General features: G+C 70.0%; 12 protein-coding genes. 9 read left to right on the forward strand and 3 right to left on the reverse strand.

The window, feature by feature from the left end; genetic code table 11:
• Positions 1-31: 31 nt before the first annotated feature.
• Entirely contained in the window at positions 32-733 is a 702-nt protein-coding gene (locus ASD30_RS19825; protein ID WP_056685915.1) for a VOC family protein, read from the forward strand.
• Here ASD30_RS19825 and ASD30_RS19830 read toward each other — a convergent pair.
• Positions 730-1,239 carry a polyketide cyclase gene (locus ASD30_RS19830; RefSeq protein WP_056685917.1) on the reverse strand — a complete coding sequence of 170 codons (510 nt, stop codon included), beginning with the start codon at positions 1,237-1,239 and terminating at the stop codon, positions 730-732. The genes ASD30_RS19825 and ASD30_RS19830 overlap by 4 nt on opposite strands.
• Before the next feature lie 131 nt (positions 1,240-1,370).
• Between ASD30_RS19830 and glmU the strand changes: the two genes are divergently transcribed.
• On the forward strand, positions 1,371-2,783 hold the full coding sequence (gene glmU / locus ASD30_RS19835) for a bifunctional UDP-N-acetylglucosamine diphosphorylase/glucosamine-1-phosphate N-acetyltransferase GlmU (RefSeq protein WP_200950135.1): 1,413 nt from the start codon (positions 1,371-1,373) through the stop codon (positions 2,781-2,783).
• Between the two features lie 90 nt (positions 2,784-2,873).
• Positions 2,874-3,845, forward strand: coding sequence for a ribose-phosphate diphosphokinase (locus ASD30_RS19840; protein WP_056685920.1), 972 nt, complete (start codon positions 2,874-2,876; stop codon positions 3,843-3,845).
• A 270-nt stretch (positions 3,846-4,115) separates the two neighbouring features.
• On the opposite strand, the gene ASD30_RS19845 is transcribed toward ASD30_RS19840, so the two are convergent.
• Complete coding sequence (locus ASD30_RS19845) at positions 4,116-4,742, reverse strand: maleylpyruvate isomerase family mycothiol-dependent enzyme (RefSeq protein WP_056685923.1); 627 nt, start codon at positions 4,740-4,742, stop codon at positions 4,116-4,118.
• 37 nt (positions 4,743-4,779) lie between these two features.
• Between ASD30_RS19845 and ASD30_RS19850 the strand changes: the two genes are divergently transcribed.
• Positions 4,780-5,274, forward strand: coding sequence for a MarR family winged helix-turn-helix transcriptional regulator (locus ASD30_RS19850; protein WP_235530180.1), 495 nt, complete (start codon positions 4,780-4,782; stop codon positions 5,272-5,274).
• Between the two features lie 58 nt (positions 5,275-5,332).
• On the opposite strand, the gene pepN is transcribed toward ASD30_RS19850, so the two are convergent.
• Positions 5,333-7,834, reverse strand: coding sequence for an aminopeptidase N (pepN, locus tag ASD30_RS19855; RefSeq protein ID WP_056685929.1), 2,502 nt, complete (start codon positions 7,832-7,834; stop codon positions 5,333-5,335).
• A 241-nt stretch (positions 7,835-8,075) separates the two neighbouring features.
• On the opposite strand from pepN, the gene ASD30_RS19865 reads away from it, so the two are divergent.
• The 5 genes from ASD30_RS19865 (at position 8,076) to ASD30_RS19885 (ending at position 16,077) form a co-directional block, all read left to right on the forward strand.
• Positions 8,076-8,735 (forward strand): 50S ribosomal protein L25/general stress protein Ctc, encoded by a 660-nt coding sequence (locus tag ASD30_RS19865; RefSeq protein WP_056685935.1) that lies wholly within the window; start codon positions 8,076-8,078, stop codon positions 8,733-8,735.
• A gap of 53 nt (positions 8,736-8,788) precedes the next feature.
• Positions 8,789-9,385 (forward strand): aminoacyl-tRNA hydrolase, encoded by a 597-nt coding sequence (gene pth, locus ASD30_RS19870; RefSeq protein ID WP_056685938.1) that lies wholly within the window; start codon positions 8,789-8,791, stop codon positions 9,383-9,385.
• 179 nt (positions 9,386-9,564) lie between these two features.
• Complete coding sequence (locus tag ASD30_RS19875; protein ID WP_156409803.1) at positions 9,565-13,071, forward strand: CBM96 family carbohydrate-binding protein; 3,507 nt, start codon at positions 9,565-9,567, stop codon at positions 13,069-13,071.
• Between the two features lie 235 nt (positions 13,072-13,306).
• The gene (locus ASD30_RS19880) at positions 13,307-14,944 is read left to right on the forward strand and encodes a CBM96 family carbohydrate-binding protein (protein ID WP_056685944.1); all 1,638 of its coding nucleotides are present in this window, start codon (positions 13,307-13,309) and stop codon (positions 14,942-14,944) included.
• A complete protein-coding gene (locus ASD30_RS19885) occupies positions 14,941-16,077 on the forward strand; it encodes a hypothetical protein (protein WP_056685947.1) in 1,137 nt (378 codons plus the stop codon). The genes ASD30_RS19880 and ASD30_RS19885 overlap by 4 nt, the downstream gene beginning before the upstream one ends.
• The last annotated feature ends 12 nt before the right edge of the window (positions 16,078-16,089 follow it).

Raw genomic sequence — 16,089 nt, forward strand, 5'->3', positions numbered from 1 at the left:
GCGCAACGGTCACCGTCCTAGCGTCGGTGCAATGACCGCACGTCTGCACGCGCTGACCTTCGATGCCAACGACCCCGTCGGGCTGGCCCGCTTCTGGGGCGAAGTCCTGGGCTGGGAGAGTGTCGACGGCGGGCTCACCCTGTTGCCGGACGACGAGCCGGGAGTCAGGCTCCGGTTCGTCGCGACGGAGGAGAAGAAGGTCGGCCAGGGCCGGATCCACTTCGACCTGACCAGCGCTTCTGACGACGCCATGCAGCAGACGGTGGCCCGGGCCCTCGAGCTGGGCGGGCAGCACATCGACATCGGCCAGACCCCCGACGACGGGCACGTCGTGCTCGCCGATCCCGAGGGCAACGAGTTCTGCGTCATCGAGCCGGGCAACAACTTCCTGGCCGACACCGGTTTCATCGGCGCGATCAACTGCGACGGCTCGCAGCAGGTCGGCTACTTCTGGAGCGAGGCGCTGGGCTGGCCGCTGGTCTGGGACCAGGACGAGGAGACCGCGATCCAGTCGCCCCGAGGTGGCTCGAAGGTGACGTGGAGCGGTCCGCCACTGATGCCCAGGCACGGCCGGGACCGCATGCGCTTCGAGCTCGTGGCCGACGGTGACCAGCGGGCCGAGGTCGACCGCCTGGTCGCCCTCGGTGCTGCCCGGGGCGCAGATGTCGGTGATGGCTCCGTGGCGATGACCGACCCCGACGGCAACGAGTTCGCCGTCATCGCAGCGCCCTAGACGCGACCTCGTCGCTTGACGGTGCGGGCCAGGATGCCGAGCGTCCCCTTCAGGTTCGCCTCGGAGATCACCGGGAAGATCGCCTTCCACTCAGGTAGCGCGGTCGACCAGTCGTAGTAGCTGGTCACCAGCGTGCGCACGGTGCCGTCCTCGGCCGGCTCGGTGGGGTCGAGCCGGTAGCCGTAGACGTGGCCGATCGGCGGCTTGATCGTGCCGACGATGCTCCACCCGATCTCACGGCCCGCGTCGAAGCGCTCGATGACCACCTCGACGTCGTACTCACCCATCGGGACGTCGCCCAGCGCCTCACGGTCCATGTGTACGACGAACCGGTCGCCGACGCTCGTCACCGGATCGCCGGTGGCGTCCATCAACATGCCGGAGGAGTCGATGTCGACGTGGCCGAGCGGGTCGCACAGCACGGCGAAGATGTCTTCCGGCGTGGCTGCGACGGTGCGCTGCACCTCGATGCGTTCGTCCGTCCGGGTTCCCGAATCTGAGGGCATGTCGCGAGAGTAGCGAGTCCTCGAAGGGCCGGCGAAGCGATTTCCCGGGGCGGCCCGAGCGCGCCTGACATGGCACACTCGGAGGCCGACGCTGCCCAGCGCACCAGCAGTCACACAACGGAGGAGCACCTGTGCCGCACAACCTGACCGTCGTCGTCCTCGCTGCCGGCGGGGGCACCCGCATGAAGTCGAAGACCATGAAGGTGCTCCACGAGGTGGGCGGGCGCAGCATGATCGGCCACGTGCTCAACGCCGTACAGGCGATGGAGCCGCAGCGGATCGTCGCGGTCATCGGCACCCAGCGTGAGCAGGTCGGGCCGCACATCCAGCAGCTGGTGCCGGAGGCGATCCTCGCCGTCCAGGAGTCCCAGGACGGCACCGGCCACGCGGTGCGCGTGGCGATCGACGCCCTCGACGGCCCGCTCGAGGGCACCGTCGTGGTGGTCACCGGCGACACCCCGCTGCTGCGCGGCGACAGCCTCCGCGCCTTCGCCGAGGAGCACGAAGCCGCGGAGCGCGCGGTCAGCATCCTGTCCGGCATCGTGCCCAACCCCTTCGGCTACGGCCGCATCGTGCGCAACAAGGAAGGCGACGTCGAGGCGATCGTCGAGGAGAAGGACGCGACGCCGCTTCAGCGCGACATCGGCGAGATCAACTCCGGCATCCTGGCCTTCGACGCGTCCTTCCTGGCGGAGGCGCTGACCAAGATCGGCAACAACAACGCGAACGCCGAGTTCTACCTGACCGACACGGTCGGCATCGCGCGTGAGGCCGGCCTGACCGTCGGCGCCTACGCGATCGACGACGTCAGCCAGACCGAGGGCGCCAACGACCGCGCCCAGCTGGCCGCCCTGGGCCGCGAGCTCAACCGGCGCATCGTCACGCAGTGGATGAAGGACGGCGTGACGGTGATGGACCCCGAGACCACGTGGATCGACGCCGACGTGGTGCTCAACCGCGACGTGACGATCCTGCCCGGCACCCAGCTGCTGGGTGCCACCGTGATCGGTGAGGACGCCGTCGTCGGTCCGGACACGACCCTCAAGGACTGCGAGATCGGCCAGGGTGCCCGCGTCGTACGCACGCACGGCGAGCTCGCCGTCATCGGCGACGAGGCCAATGTCGGCCCGTTCTCCTACCTGCGTCCCGGCACCAACCTCGGCGCGCGCGGCAAGATCGGGGCGTTCGTCGAGACCAAGAACGCGCAGATCGGCAACGGGTCGAAGGTGCCGCACCTGTCGTACGTCGGGGACGCCGAGATCGGCGAGGAGTCCAACATCGGGGCCGGCACGATCTTCGCCAACTACGACGGCACCAACAAGCACCGCACCAAGATCGGCAACCGCACCAAGACCGGTTCCAACAACACGTTCGTGGCTCCGATCGAGATCGGCGACGACGCGATGACGGGCGGCGGGACCACCGTGCGACGTGATGTTCCTGACGGTGCCCTGGCGGTGTCGGCGGGTCCGCAGCGCAATCTGGAGCGGTGGAAGGAACGTCGCGCCGCCGTACAGGACGCCGCGGGGTCATCCGAGGACTGAGCCGGATTAGCGGCGAGTGAAATCTGGGGGCAGAATCAGGAACACCGGCGCACAACCACGCGAACTTGAGGAGCCCCCGGCGTGAGCGGAATGAAGCGGACCACCGAGAAGAACCTGATGGTGTTCAGCGGAAGGGCCCACCCGGATCTCGCGCAGGCGGTCGCCGAGCACCTCGGCACCGGCCTCGTGCCGACCCAGGCGTACGAGTTCGCCAACTCCGAGATCTACGTCCGCTACGAGGAGTCCGTCCGCGGGTGTGACGCCTTCGTGATCCAGAGCCACACGGCTCCGATCAACGAGTGGATCATGGAGCACCTGATCATGGTCGACGCGCTCAAGCGCGCCTCCGCCAAGCGCATCACGGTGGTCATGCCGTTCTACGGCTACAGCCGCCAGGACAAGAAGCACCGCGGCCGCGAGCCGATCTCGGCCCGCCTGATCGCCGACCTCTTCAAGACCGCCGGCGCCGACCGCCTCATCACCGTCGACCTGCACGCCGACCAGCTGCAGGGCTTCTTCGACGGCCCGGTCGACCACCTGATGGCGCTGCCGATCCTGGCCGACTACGTCAAGGAGAAGTACGGCGACCAGCCGCTCGCCGTGGTCTCGCCCGACGCCGGCCGGATCAAGGTCGCCGAGCGCTGGTCCGCCCGCCTCGGCGGTGTGCCGCTGGCCTTCATCCACAAGACCCGCCGCACCGACCGGCCCAACGAGACCGTCGCCAACCGCGTCGTCGGTGACGTCAAGGGCCGCTACTGCGTGCTGACCGACGACATCATCGACACCGGCGGCACGATCGTGAAGGCCGCCGAGGCCCTCATGGAGGAGGGCGCGGCCGGCGTGATCATCGCGGCCACCCACCCGATCCTCTCCGGCCCGGCGGTCGACCGGCTGAAGAACTGCTCGGCGACCGAGGTCGTGGTGACCAACACGCTGCCGCTCTCCGACGAGCAGAAGTTCGACAAGCTGACCGAGCTCTCGATCGCCCCGCTGCTCTCCAGTGCGATCCGCGCGGTCTTCGAGGATGGTTCCGTCACCTCCATGTTCGACGGTCACGCGTAGGAGCCTGGCGAGGAACGAGCCAGGGTCCGTGACGCGGGAGGTCGAGCAGGCCCGCCGCTGAGCTTGCGAAGCGGCGTCGGCCGTGTCGAGACCCACGTCATGCGGGGAGGTCGAGCAGTGTCGACGCCCGCGTGAACGAGAACCGCCCGGCACGCACGCCCGGCACGCACGCTGGCGGACCGTAGAACATGCAGTTCGGCTCATGGTCGCGACGGTTCACGCTCAGCGTCCGGGCCGTCGGCGCGAACTGCATGTCGAACGGTCCGCTCGTCACCCCACCAGCGCCAGCCCCTCGCCGCTGAGCCCGGTCGCGACGCGGGCCCGCCCGGCGCAGACCATCAGCAGCTCCTGCATCGGGCCGCGCACCGTCGGCCCGGACCCGCGCACCCAGTCGACGTCGGTCGCCTCCATTCGCACGCTGCGGACCACCTTGCGGGTGCCCATCAGGAAGGCCAGTCTGCGGACCCGGTCGGCCGCGAGCGACGCGGCCTCGGGGTCCATTGTGTGGGAGAGGCCCAGCGGACGCACGATGTCCTGGTGGTGCACAAGTGCGTCGATCAGCGGCTCGACGGTCGTCGTGACCGGCACGTGCCGGCGTGAGTCGGCGTACGTCGTGAAGTCGGCGAGCACCTCGTCGGGGGACCGGGCGGCGGAGAGCCTCCTGACCTCGCGGAAGATCATCGCGTTGTAGCCGCGGCCGAGGTTGCGCAGCGTCATGCCCGGCATGGCGCGCCAGCCGATCTGTGGGTTCGAGATGACATGGGCGGCGACGTCCTTGACGGTCCAGCCCGGGCACAGTGACTCGGTCTGCCACTCGGCGGCGGAGAGACCGGCCAAGGTCGCCGCGAGTGAGCGGCGTTCCGCGTGGATGTGGCTCCACAACGTGTCGAGGTCCATCACGCCCACCGATAAGTAGTAAGATTGCCTGACCAATATGGTCAGCCTGCCTGACCAGTTCTGTCAAGGGTCAATCCTCAAGGGGGAGCAGATGGTCGACGAGGAGCCGATGAACCCGGCGCTGCTGATGTTCGTGTCGTCCCGGTACGCCGAGACGCGCATCCTCGAGCACCTGGCCGCAGAGGGGTTCGGCGACCTGACCCTGGCGCAGGCGAGGGTGGCCGCCCGCATCGGTCCGGACGGGACCCGCCTCACCGACCTCGCCGAGCAGGCGCAGGTCACCAAGCAGAGCGCCGGGTCGCTGGTCGACCAGCTCGAGAAGGCCGGCTATGTCACTCGCGAACCCGACCCGACCGACGCCCGGGCCCGGCTGGTCAGCCTGGCCGAGCGAGGTCGGCGTGCGCAGCAGGCTGCCCGCGAGACGGAGCACCTGATCGAGTCGGAGTGGGAGCAGCACCTGGGCGCCGCGAAGATGCGCCAGCTACGCCGGGCGCTCGAGGACCTGCGCGAGATCACCGACCCCTGGGCGTGAGCACAGACCGGGGCGCAAAAATCCCCGGTTCGCGCATCGAAAGCACGCGGTTCGCGCATCAAGAATCCACGGTTCGCGACCTGACGTGGAGGGCGAGGGTGAGGTCGTCGAGGCGGTCGGACCACTCGCGGTGCAGCACGGTCGGGACGCCGGCAGCGGTGGGGACGCCGGCAGCGGTGGGGACACCGTCGGTGGAGTCGGCCAAGGCGCCCGTCACGCCGTCGCGCAGGCGCTCCATCGCCGGCAGCGGCAGCGGCAGCACGGGGAACGAGTGGCCGACGCCCTTCGAGAAGGCCTGGCCCCGACGGCGGGCCACCTTGGGCCCGGCTTCCACGTAGCGGTCGAGGTAGGCGTCGACGAGATCGTGCTGCCCGGCGGTCCAGAAGCCGTCGTTGACCGCGCGGAACTCGCGGTTCGACGGCTCGCCCTCGTAGGCCAGCGCCCAGGCCGCGGCCTTCGCCTCGGGCGTGGGTACGGCGGCGCGGGCTCGGAGCGCACCGATCTCCCCGCTCGCCGAGGAGTCCTGCTCCAGCGTGTGGTCGATCACCGAGGGGTCGGCGCCGAGCTCGACGAGTCGGCGTACGGCGGACCACCGCAGGTCGGGGTCGAGCGGGTGGCCCGGAGCTGTCTGGCCGGAGGACAACCACTCCTCGAGCAGGGCGACGTCGGTCGTCGTGGCGGCCAGGGCCTGAGCGGCGGCGACCGCACGGGGCCCGTCCCAGCCGTCGGCCAGCACCAGGGTCGCGACCGCGGAGACGACCCCGGCCGCCTCCTCCAGTTGCGCGGGTGCGACGAGACGCGCGAGCACCTGCTCGCGCACGAGAACCAGCGCGCCCTCGAAGACCATCGGGTGCGGCTCCGCGGCCAGGTGGGCCGCGACCAGGGCGAACAGGTCGGGCACCCGGAGGTCGCCCGTGCGCGTCATGTCGACCGCGGTGTGCCAGAGCACGGCCCGGGTCAGCGGGTCCTCGAGATGGCTCAGCCGGTCGACCACGAACGCCCACGACTGCGGGTCGGGCCGCACCCGGGCGAAGGTCTCGTCGCCGCTGTTGGCGACCACGGCCAGACCGGCGAACTCGGGCAGCGGTACGGGCTCGTCGGCGAGATCGACGAGTCGCGAGCCGACCACCTCGCCGGAGTCGGCGTACCCGGTGACGGTGAGGCGGTGCGGCCGCCCGCCCTCACAGGTGAGCACCGGCACGCCGCCGTCGCGGCTGACGAGGATCGTGTCGAACCCGCTCTGCCGCAGCCACACCTGCGCCCAGGCTCGGACGTCGCGATCGCTGACCGAGTCCAGGGCCTCGAGGAAGTCGGCGAGCTCCGCGTTCCCGAAGCCGTGGCGGGTCAGGTAGGCGTTGGCCCCGGCCACGAACGTGTCCTCGCCGAGCCAGGTGACCAGCTGGCGCAGCACGGCGTTGCCCTTGGCGTAGGTGATCATGTCGAAGTTCCCGAAGGCGGTGTCGACGTCGACCATCGCCTCGGCGTCCTCGGCCACCGGGTGGGTGGAACGACGCTCGTCGGCGCGGTAGCCGCTCGGCTTGCTGTTGACCGCACACGCGATCCAGCCGTCGGTGAAGCCGGCGGCGGCACCGGCCACCTGGTAGCCCATGTAGTCGGCGAACGACTCGGAGAGCCAGGAGTCCTCCCACCACTTCATGGTGACCAGGTCGCCGAACCACATGTGTGCCATCTCGTGCGCGATCACCATGGCGCGGTGCTGCGCCTGCATGGCGCTCGGAGTGCCGCGGAAGAGCAGTCCGTCGTCGAAGGTGATGCAGCCGGGCATCTCCATGGCGCCCCAGTTCAGGCCCGGGACCATCACCTGGTCGTAGGAGTCGAACGCGTAGGGCTCGTCGAAGGTCGCGGTGAGGTGGTCGAAGCAGGAGGTGGTGATCCGGCGCAGCTCGTCGGCGTCCCGCTCGAGCTCGGTGGCCAGCGACTGGCGCGCGTGCCAGCCGAAGGGCAGGCCGCGGTGCTCGAACGTCACCGAGTGCCAGGGGCCGGCGCACACCACGAAGAGGTACGGCGAGATGGGCGGCGTGGTGGCGAAGGACCAGTGGCCCTCGCCCGAGAGCGTGCACTGACCGTTGGCCAGCACGGTCCACCGCGGGTCGGCGTCCACGGTCAGCGTGACCGTCGCCTTCAGGTCGGGCTGGTCGAAGCAGGCGAAGACCCGCGAGGCGATGTCCATCCCGCAGTACGCCGACACGTAGGTCTCCCCGTCGGCCGGGTCGACGAACCGGTGCATGCCGTCGCCGTTGGTGACGTAGGGCAGCGTCGCGTCGACCACCAGCTCGTTGTGCTCGGCGAGATCCGTGAGTGTGATGCGGCCGTCGGCCCACGCGCCCGCCGGCAGCTCCACGCCGTTGAGGGTGGCCCGCACCGAGAGTGCGTCGGCGATCTCGACGAACGTCTCCGCCCCGGTCTCCCGTGCGGCGAACCGGATCGTGGAGCGTGAGCCGAAGTGCTCCACGCCGGTCAGGTCGAGGTGTACGTCGTACGACGTGACGTCGAGGACGGTGGCGCGCTGACGGGAGTCGGAGAGCGAGAGGGAGGTCACGCGTCGACGTTACTGGGCGGCGGGAAGGCGTGAATTGGTCAACCGGGGGGACCCGGCCGTAAGATCGTACAGTTGCCTCGGCGAGGGAGCGCTGCACATCCGCAGGGACTCCGTGATCGACAGGGCCGGTAGATCCATCACGCCGCGCTTTCCGATCCGGAAGACGCGGCGTTTCTCGTCTCCGGCATCCACTGCCCTCATCTGAGAAGCACGCATCCGCGAACCACGCCAGGAGAAGAACATGTCAGCCGAGAAGATCAAGGCCGAGACCCGCACCGAGTTCGGCAAGGGCGCCGCCCGTCGGGCCCGTCGTGCCAACCAGATCCCCGCGGTCATCTACGGCCACGGCAACGACCCGATCCACGTGACCGTGCCGACGCACGCCACCACCATGGCGCTGCGCCACGGTGGCGCCAACGCGCTGCTCGAGCTCGACATCGACGGCAAGACCCAGCTCGCGCTGACCAAGGCCGTCCAGGTCGACTCGGTCCGCCGCCTGATCGAGCACATCGACTTCGTCGCCGTCCGCAAGGGCGAGAAGGTCACCGTCGACGTCCCCGTGCACCTGGTCGGCGAGGCCGCCAAGGAGACCCTGGTGATGACCGAGAACACCACCCTCCAGGTCGAGGCCGAGGCGACGCACATCCCCGAGTACTTCGAGGTCTCCATCGAGGGACTCGAGGCGGGCACCCAGATCCTGGCCAACGCGATCACGCTCCCCTCGGGCAGCACGCTGCTCTCCGACGACGAGCTCCTCATCGTCAACATCGTCGAGGCGCCCACGACCGAAGAGGTCGAGGCCGAGCTCGAAGAGGCCGAGGCCGAGGCCGGCATCGAGAAGGACGAGCCCGAGGTGCCCGAGGTCGGCGAAGAGGCTGCCGAGGGTTCCTCCGAGGAGTGATCTTCCGCCGAACCCGTTTGATCGTTTCGCGCAAGGACCGGGATACTTCAGGCATGACCGAACCACAGGACGTGTGGCTCGTCGTCGGCCTGGGGAATCCCGGTCCTTCGTATTCCGGGCACCGGCACAACGTCGGCTACCTCGTCACGGACGAGCTGGCCGCGCGGATGAGTGCGTCCTGGCGTGCGCACAAGACCGGGCGCGCCGACGTGGTCGAGGGCAGGCTGACCCCTGCCGGCACGCCCGGACCCCGCGTCGTGCTGATGCGCGGGCGCGGCTACATGAACGAGTCCGGCGGGCCGGTCTCGGCAGTGGCCAAGTTCTACAAGGTGCCGCCCGAGCGCATCATCGCCGTGCACGACGAGCTCGACATCGGCTTCGGAACCCTGCGGGTCAAGCTCGGCGGTGGCGACAACGGTCACAACGGCCTGCGCTCGATGCGCTCCTCGCTCGGCACCGGCGACTTCTACCGGGTGCGGGCCGGCATCGGCCGCCCCCCGGGCCGCCAGGACGTCGCCGACTTCGTGCTCTCGAACTACTCCGCGAAGGAGAAGAAGGAGCTCCCGTTCCAGGTCTTCGACGCCGCAGACGCGATCGAGTGCCTGACCACCGAGGGCCTCGCGAAGACGCAGTCGCGCTTCAACAGCTGAGCGTCGTACGACGGCTCGCCGGGACCATCTCCACGGACCATCTCCGCGGACCATCTCCAAAATGGGCGATAGACCCACTCGACCCGGGTCCGCGCGCGTTCTGGTGGCACGATGGGCGGGTCTGCTCAGTTCGTCCCGGGGAGGGGCATCCCGGGATGAGCGGTCAGGTGGGTGGCGTGATGAGGAGCGACAGCGGGAACTGTCCAGGGCTCGTGCGGTTGCTGCTGGCCGCGCTCGTCGGCCTGGCGCTGAGCCTGGCGGGCCAGGGTGTCCTGGCCCCGGTCATGGCGGACGTCCACGTCGACGACACCCCGGCGCCCTCCTGGCGGCTGAACGGACGCACCTACGCCACCAAGATCGTGGGCGACACAGTCTTCGTCGGAGGCACGTTCACTGCCGCCGTCAGCCCCACCGGACAGTCCGTGCCACGACGCAACCTGGCCGCCTTCGACCTGACCACTGGTGCCCTCCTGACCGACTGGCGGGCCGACGTCGATTCCACGGTGCAGGCCCTCGACTCCGACGGCTCCTGGCTGTACGTGGGCGGCTCCTTCACCAACGTGGACGGACAGACCCGGCGGCGTCTGGCCAAGGTGGGCGTCGGGAGCGGTGACCTGGACCCGGGCTTCGCGCCGAACGTCAACTCGACCGTCCGCGCGCTGGTCCTCGACGGGTCGTCGCTCTACGCCGGTGGCCACTTCACCAGCGTGGACGGGGCCTCCCGGCTCCGGGTGGCGCGCCTGTCGACGACCGGTCAGCTGGACGGCCAGTTCACGCCGGAGGCCAACGGCAACGTCTTCGGCATCACCAAGGCGCCTTCGTCCCCCGTGGTCTACGTGTCAGGCCCGTTCGGCCAGCTGAACGGCGTCAACCGCAACGGTGTGGGTGGCCTGAACGCCGTCACAGGCGCCACCACGGGTCCGTCGTTCGGCTCCTCGGCCCGCCCCACCCTCGGCCTGACGGTCAACGAGGACGGGACGATGCTGTACGGCGCTGGTGGCAGCGGGCTCAACGCCGTCTCCGCATGGAACTCGAGCACGGGCGTCCGGGTCTGGACCCATCGCGCCATGGGGGACATCCAGGCGATCGAGCACTACGATGGCACGGTCTACTTCGGCTTCCACGAGGGGTTTCAGGGCAACACCGGGCTGAGGATCCTCGCGGCCGACGACCTGACCGGGGCCCTCGACCCCGACTTCCGCCCGACGTTCAACCTCTTCTGGGGCGTGGACGCCATCGACGTGACCGCCGACGGCGTGGTGGTCGGCGGTGACTTCACCCAGGTCTCCGGGGTCGCGGCGCAGGGGTGGGCCAGGTTCCCGGGCTCGGGGACGCCCGACGAGACGGCACCGTCGCCTCCGACCGGCCTGCACACGACGTCCGTCCAGCCGACCTCGGTCGCCCTGTCCTGGAGCGCCGCGAGCGACGATCGGGGCGTCGCGGGCTACGACGTGACTCGCGACGGTGTGCCCGTCGCTGCGGTGGGTGGCACCACCCTCACGTTCAACGACACGGCACTCCAGCCGGAGAGCACCTACCGGTACGCCGTCCGAGCGCGCGACGCCGCCGGCAACGAGTCGGCGTACTCCGCGGAGCTGTTGGTCACCACGCCGGAGCTGGGGCCTGAGCCCGAGGAGCTGGTCTTCGGCCCGTCCGACGACGCCACGGTCCGGCAGGACCAACCGCAGGGGAACTTCGGCGGCACCCAGCGGCTGTCGGTCGACCTCAGCCCCGCCGTCCAGCACAGCCTGATCCGTTTCGAGGTCGACGGAGTCGCCGGCCGTGACGTGGAGCGGGCGGTGCTGTCGCTGGCCGCCGTCGACCAGTCCGAGGCGGGCGGCACCGTGGCGCCCACGGGCGAGGCCTCCTGGGACGAGGACACCGTCACCTGGAACACGGCCCCTGCTGCCGCGGCACCTGTCGCCACGCTGCCCCGGGTCAACGCTGGGGTGCGCTACGACGTGGACGTGACCAGCCTGGTCACGGCGGACGGTGACGTGAGTCTGCGCCTCCAGCCGCAGTCCGCGAACGGCGCCGACTACGGGTCCAAGGAGGCCGGTGCTGCCCTTGCGCCTCGTCTCGAGGTGACCGTCGCCGGGGAGCCGGATCCGCCCGACCCGCCGACCGACGACCCGGTGCTGGTGGGTGCCGGGGACATCGCCGCGTGCGAGACCACGGACGACGAAGCCACTGCTGCGTTGCTCGATGACGTCGAAGGGACGGTCATGGCGCTCGGCGACACCGTCTACCCCGACGCCACGGCACAGCAGTTCGCCGATTGCTACGGCCCCAGCTGGGGTCGGCACCTGGACCGCACCAGACCCGCCGTCGGCAACCACGAGTACCAGTCGCCCGACGCGGCGCCCTACTTCGCGTACTTCGGGTCGGCGGCAGGCCAGCCGGACCAGGGCTGGTACAGCTACGACGTCGGGACCTGGCACATCGTGGTGCTCAACAGCAACTGTGCCCGCGTCGGTGGCTGCGGGACAGGGTCGCCGCAGGAGCAGTGGCTGCGTGCCGACCTGGAGCAGACCACCCGGGACAACATCGCCGCCTATTGGCATCATCCCTGGCAGGTCTCGGGAACGCGCCAGGACGGGACTGAGATGGGAGACCTCTGGGGCGTCCTCCACCAGCACGGCGCGGAGTTCGTGGTGGCCGGGCACGAGCATTTCTATGAACGGTTCGCGCCCCTCGACGCACTCGCCCAACCGGACCCGTCGTTCGGAATGCGCAGCTTCGTGGTCGGCACCGGCGGGCGAAGCCTGTATCCGCTCCCGACGCCGGCCACCCACAGCGTGGTCCAGGGCCAGGCCTTCGGTGTCCTGAAGGTGACCCTGCACGAGGACAGCTATGAATGGGAGTTCCTCCCGGTGCCGGGATCGGGCTTCACCGACTCGGGCATCAGCGCGGTGCACCCGGCGCCACCGGAAGACACCGAGCCGCCGACCGCCCCCACGGGCCTGATCGCCACGCAGGCGGGCCAGGACCGGATCGACCTGGCATGGGCCGCGGCGAGCGACAACCAGGCCGTGCTCGGCTACCAGATCGAGCGGGACGCCACGGCTGTCGCGACGGTGGGCGACCTGCTGGCCTACAGCGACACGGGGCTGGTCGCTGGTCGCGCCTACACGTATCGCGTGCGGGCCCGCGATGGCGGAGGCAACTGGTCGGCCTGGAGCGAACCGGCGACCGCCACGACGTCGGTGCCCTCCGACACGATCGTCATCCCGCTCGAGCAGGACTCCACCGCCCGTGCAGACCTGCCGACACGCAACTTCGGCGCCGCCGCAACCTGGCTGGTCGACGGCAACACCGTCAAGGACGGGCTCCTCCGGGTCGACGTGGCCGGGGTCGGCGATCGCCAGGTGCTCTCCGCGACCCTCCACGTCCACTGCGTCGACCCCTCCAACAACGGCGGGTCCTTCTTCGCCATGGGCACCGGATGGGACGAGGGTTCGGTCACCTGGAACACCGCGCCGCCTGCCACCGGTCCGGCGCTGGACACGCTCGGCAGGGTGACGGTGGGTCAGGACTACGACGTCGACCTCACCGGCTACGTCACGGGTGACGGCAGCTACGCGTTGAGGGTGGCGTCGTCGGCACCCGACGGCGCGGACTACGCATCATCGGAGTCCACGACCGCACCCGGCCCCGTCCTCGAGCTCACGCTCGGTCCGCCGTGAGACGGGGTGCCGGGCGAACAGTCGGCCGCGAGGTTCACCAAGTTGCGGTATATCCCGGCGCACTCGGCCATCGCCGACCCTCCTGCGTCCAGAGTTGAGGGGAAGTTCTCGGGGGCCGCCCGGTCGAGCGTGCTCGACCAGTGGGGCGCCTTGGGGGGCAGTGGCGACGACCTCGCCTGCCGCGACCCCTCGAACCGAGTCAATGGCAACGGACGCGGATGCAGGGGAGCAGGACATGAAGGGGAAGGTGTGGTCCCTCGGCGGTGCACGGCGCCTGCTGGTGGGTGGCCTGCTCGGCGCCTCCTTGAGCATCGTGGCGCAGGGAAGCTTGTCCACCGCGTCGGCGGACGTGTTCGTGGACCAGAGGCCAGCGGCGTCATGGCGGGTCAACGGAGTCGTGCGGGCCACGGTCATCGTCGGAGACACGGTGGTCGTGGGCGGGTCGTTCACCACGGCGGTCAGCCCCAACGGCCAGTCGGTGGCGAGGCGGAACCTGGCCGCCTTCAGCCTGACCACGGGAGCCCTGCGCACGGACTGGCGGGCTGACGCGAGCGCTGACGTCCGGGCCCTCGAGACGGACGGCAGTTCCATCTATGTGGGTGGAAGCTTCACCACGATCGCCGGGCAGGCCCGTCAGCGGATCGCGAAACTCGGTGTGGCCACCGGCGCCGTGGACGCGCAGTTCCGGCCCAATCTCAACAGCACGGTCAGGGCGATCGAGACCGACGCGTCCGCCGTCTACGTGGGCGGTCAGTTCACCACCGTGAACGGCGCGACCAGGCAGCGCATCGCCAAGCTCACCTTCAACGGGGCACTCGACCCGGACTTCCGTCCCAACGCCAACGGCTACGTGTGGGGGATCGTGAAGACGCCGACCTCGTCGGTGGTGTACGTGTCCGGCCTGTTCACCCAGCTGAACGGGGTGAACCGGAACGGGGTGGGCGCCCTGAGCGCCACCAACGGGTCGACCACCGGACCGTCGTTCGGGTCCTCCGCCCGGCCCACCCTGGGTCTGGCGATCAATCCTGACGGGACCCGGCTGTACGGCGCCGGCGCCAACAACACGGCAGCGGCGTGGAGCACGACGACCGGGACCCGGGTGTGGCGTGTCGTCACGATGGGCGACATCCAGGCGATCGTGTACTACCAGGGCACCGTGTACTTCGGCTTCCACGACGGCTACCAGACCGACCAGGGGATCAAGCTGCTCGCCGCCGATGCGGTGACCGGCGCGCTCGATCCGGACTTCCGGCCCCGGTTCAACCGGTTCATGGGCGTGATGGCGCTCGACATCTCGCCCCTCGGCCTGGTGGCCGGCGGAGACTTCACCAGCGTCACCGGAGTGGCCGCCCAGGGGTGGGTCAGGTTTCCACCGGAGGGCCCGCCCGACCCGGGCACCGAGGAGGTGACGTTCGCAGCCACGGACGACGCCACCATCCACCAGGGCCAGCCGACGACGAACTTCGGCGGGGCCGACCGGCTCCTGGTCGACTCGTCACCTGCCGTGCTCAACAGCCTGGTGCGGTTCTCGGTCACGGGCGTCGCAGGTCGCCAGGTGCAGCGGGCGACGCTTCGCCTCTACGTTCTGGACCCGACCGAGATGGGTGGCGCGGTGTCCGGGACGAGTGACACGACGTGGAGCGAGCAGACAGTCACCTGGAACACCGCGCCGGCGGCCGGACCCACGGTCGGCACTCTGCCCGGCGTCCAGGCGGGCAGCTGGTACGAGGTGGACGTGACCGATCTCGTCACCGGCGACGGTGCGGTGAGCCTACGCATCACGCCGATGTCGACGAACGGCGCCGACTACGCGTCCTCGGAGTACCCCGGCGGTCTCGGACCCGCACTCGTGCTCCGTGTGGAGGACCAGTGACCGGGTGCAGGGCCGTGATCCGGCTGCTCGTGGCCGGTGCGGTCGCAGCGGCGATCAGCCTGGTGTCGGTGGGCAGCCCGGCAGTCGCGTCGGCCGAAGCGGTGCCGTACCGGGTTCCCGAGGGCTCGTGGCAGGTGAACGGTCCCGTGTTCGCCACTGCCATCGTCGGTGACACCGTCATCGTCGGAGGAGCCTTCCGCACGGCGATCAGCCCCACGGGTGCGGTGTATCCCCGCCGCAACCTTGCCGGGTTCAGCATGACCACCGGTGCCCTGCGGATGAACTGGTCCGCCGACACGGTGGGCACCGTGCGCGCCCTCGAGGCCGACGGAAGCTACGTCTACGTGGGTGGCTCCTTCACCCAGGTCGCGGGCCGTGCCCGGCTGCGGATGGCCAAGGTCTCGGTCACCTCGGGACGGCTGGACTCCGGCTTCCGGCCCCGTTTCAACAACACCGTCAGGGCCATCGCGGTGGACCGCACCTCGGTGTACGTCGGTGGCAAGTTCACCGACGTCAACGGGAAGACCCGGTGGCGCCTCGCCAAGTTCTCGAGGCGAGGCGCCCTCGACGGTCGCTTCCGGCCCCGCGTCAACAATGTCGTCTGGGGACTGGCCAAGGCCCGCTCCTCGTCGACGGTCTACGTGGCCGGCCCGTTCAGCAAGGTCAACCGTGCGTGGCGCAACGGTGTCGGTGCGGTGCGGTCGACCACCGGTGCCACGACCGGGCCGGCCTTCGCCCGCGCCACCAAGCCCACGCTCGGCCTCGCGGTCAACGCCACCGGCTCGCGGCTGTACGGCGCCGGAGGGTCCGGGGCGAACACTGCCTCGGCGTGGAGCACCCGCTCCGGAACTAGGCTCTGGCGCGTCGCCGCGATGGGCGACATCCAGGCGATCGAGTACTACCGGGGCCGGGTCTACTTCGGCTTCCACGACGGGTTCCGGGGCAACAAGCGGATCAAGATGCTGGCGGCGTCGGCGGTCACCGGGGCCCTCGACCGCAACTTCCGCCCCCGGTTCGACGGGTTCTGGGGGGTGAAGGCGATCTCCGTGTCGCGTCTGGGTGTGGTCGCCGGCGGTGACTTCAACACCGTCGACGGTGAGCAGGTCAGGGGCTGGGTCAGGTTCCGCCCCTGAGCCTTGTCGCGC

This window comes from Nocardioides sp. Root140, from assembly GCF_001426745.1.
Taxonomy (GTDB): domain Bacteria; phylum Actinomycetota; class Actinomycetes; order Propionibacteriales; family Nocardioidaceae; genus Nocardioides.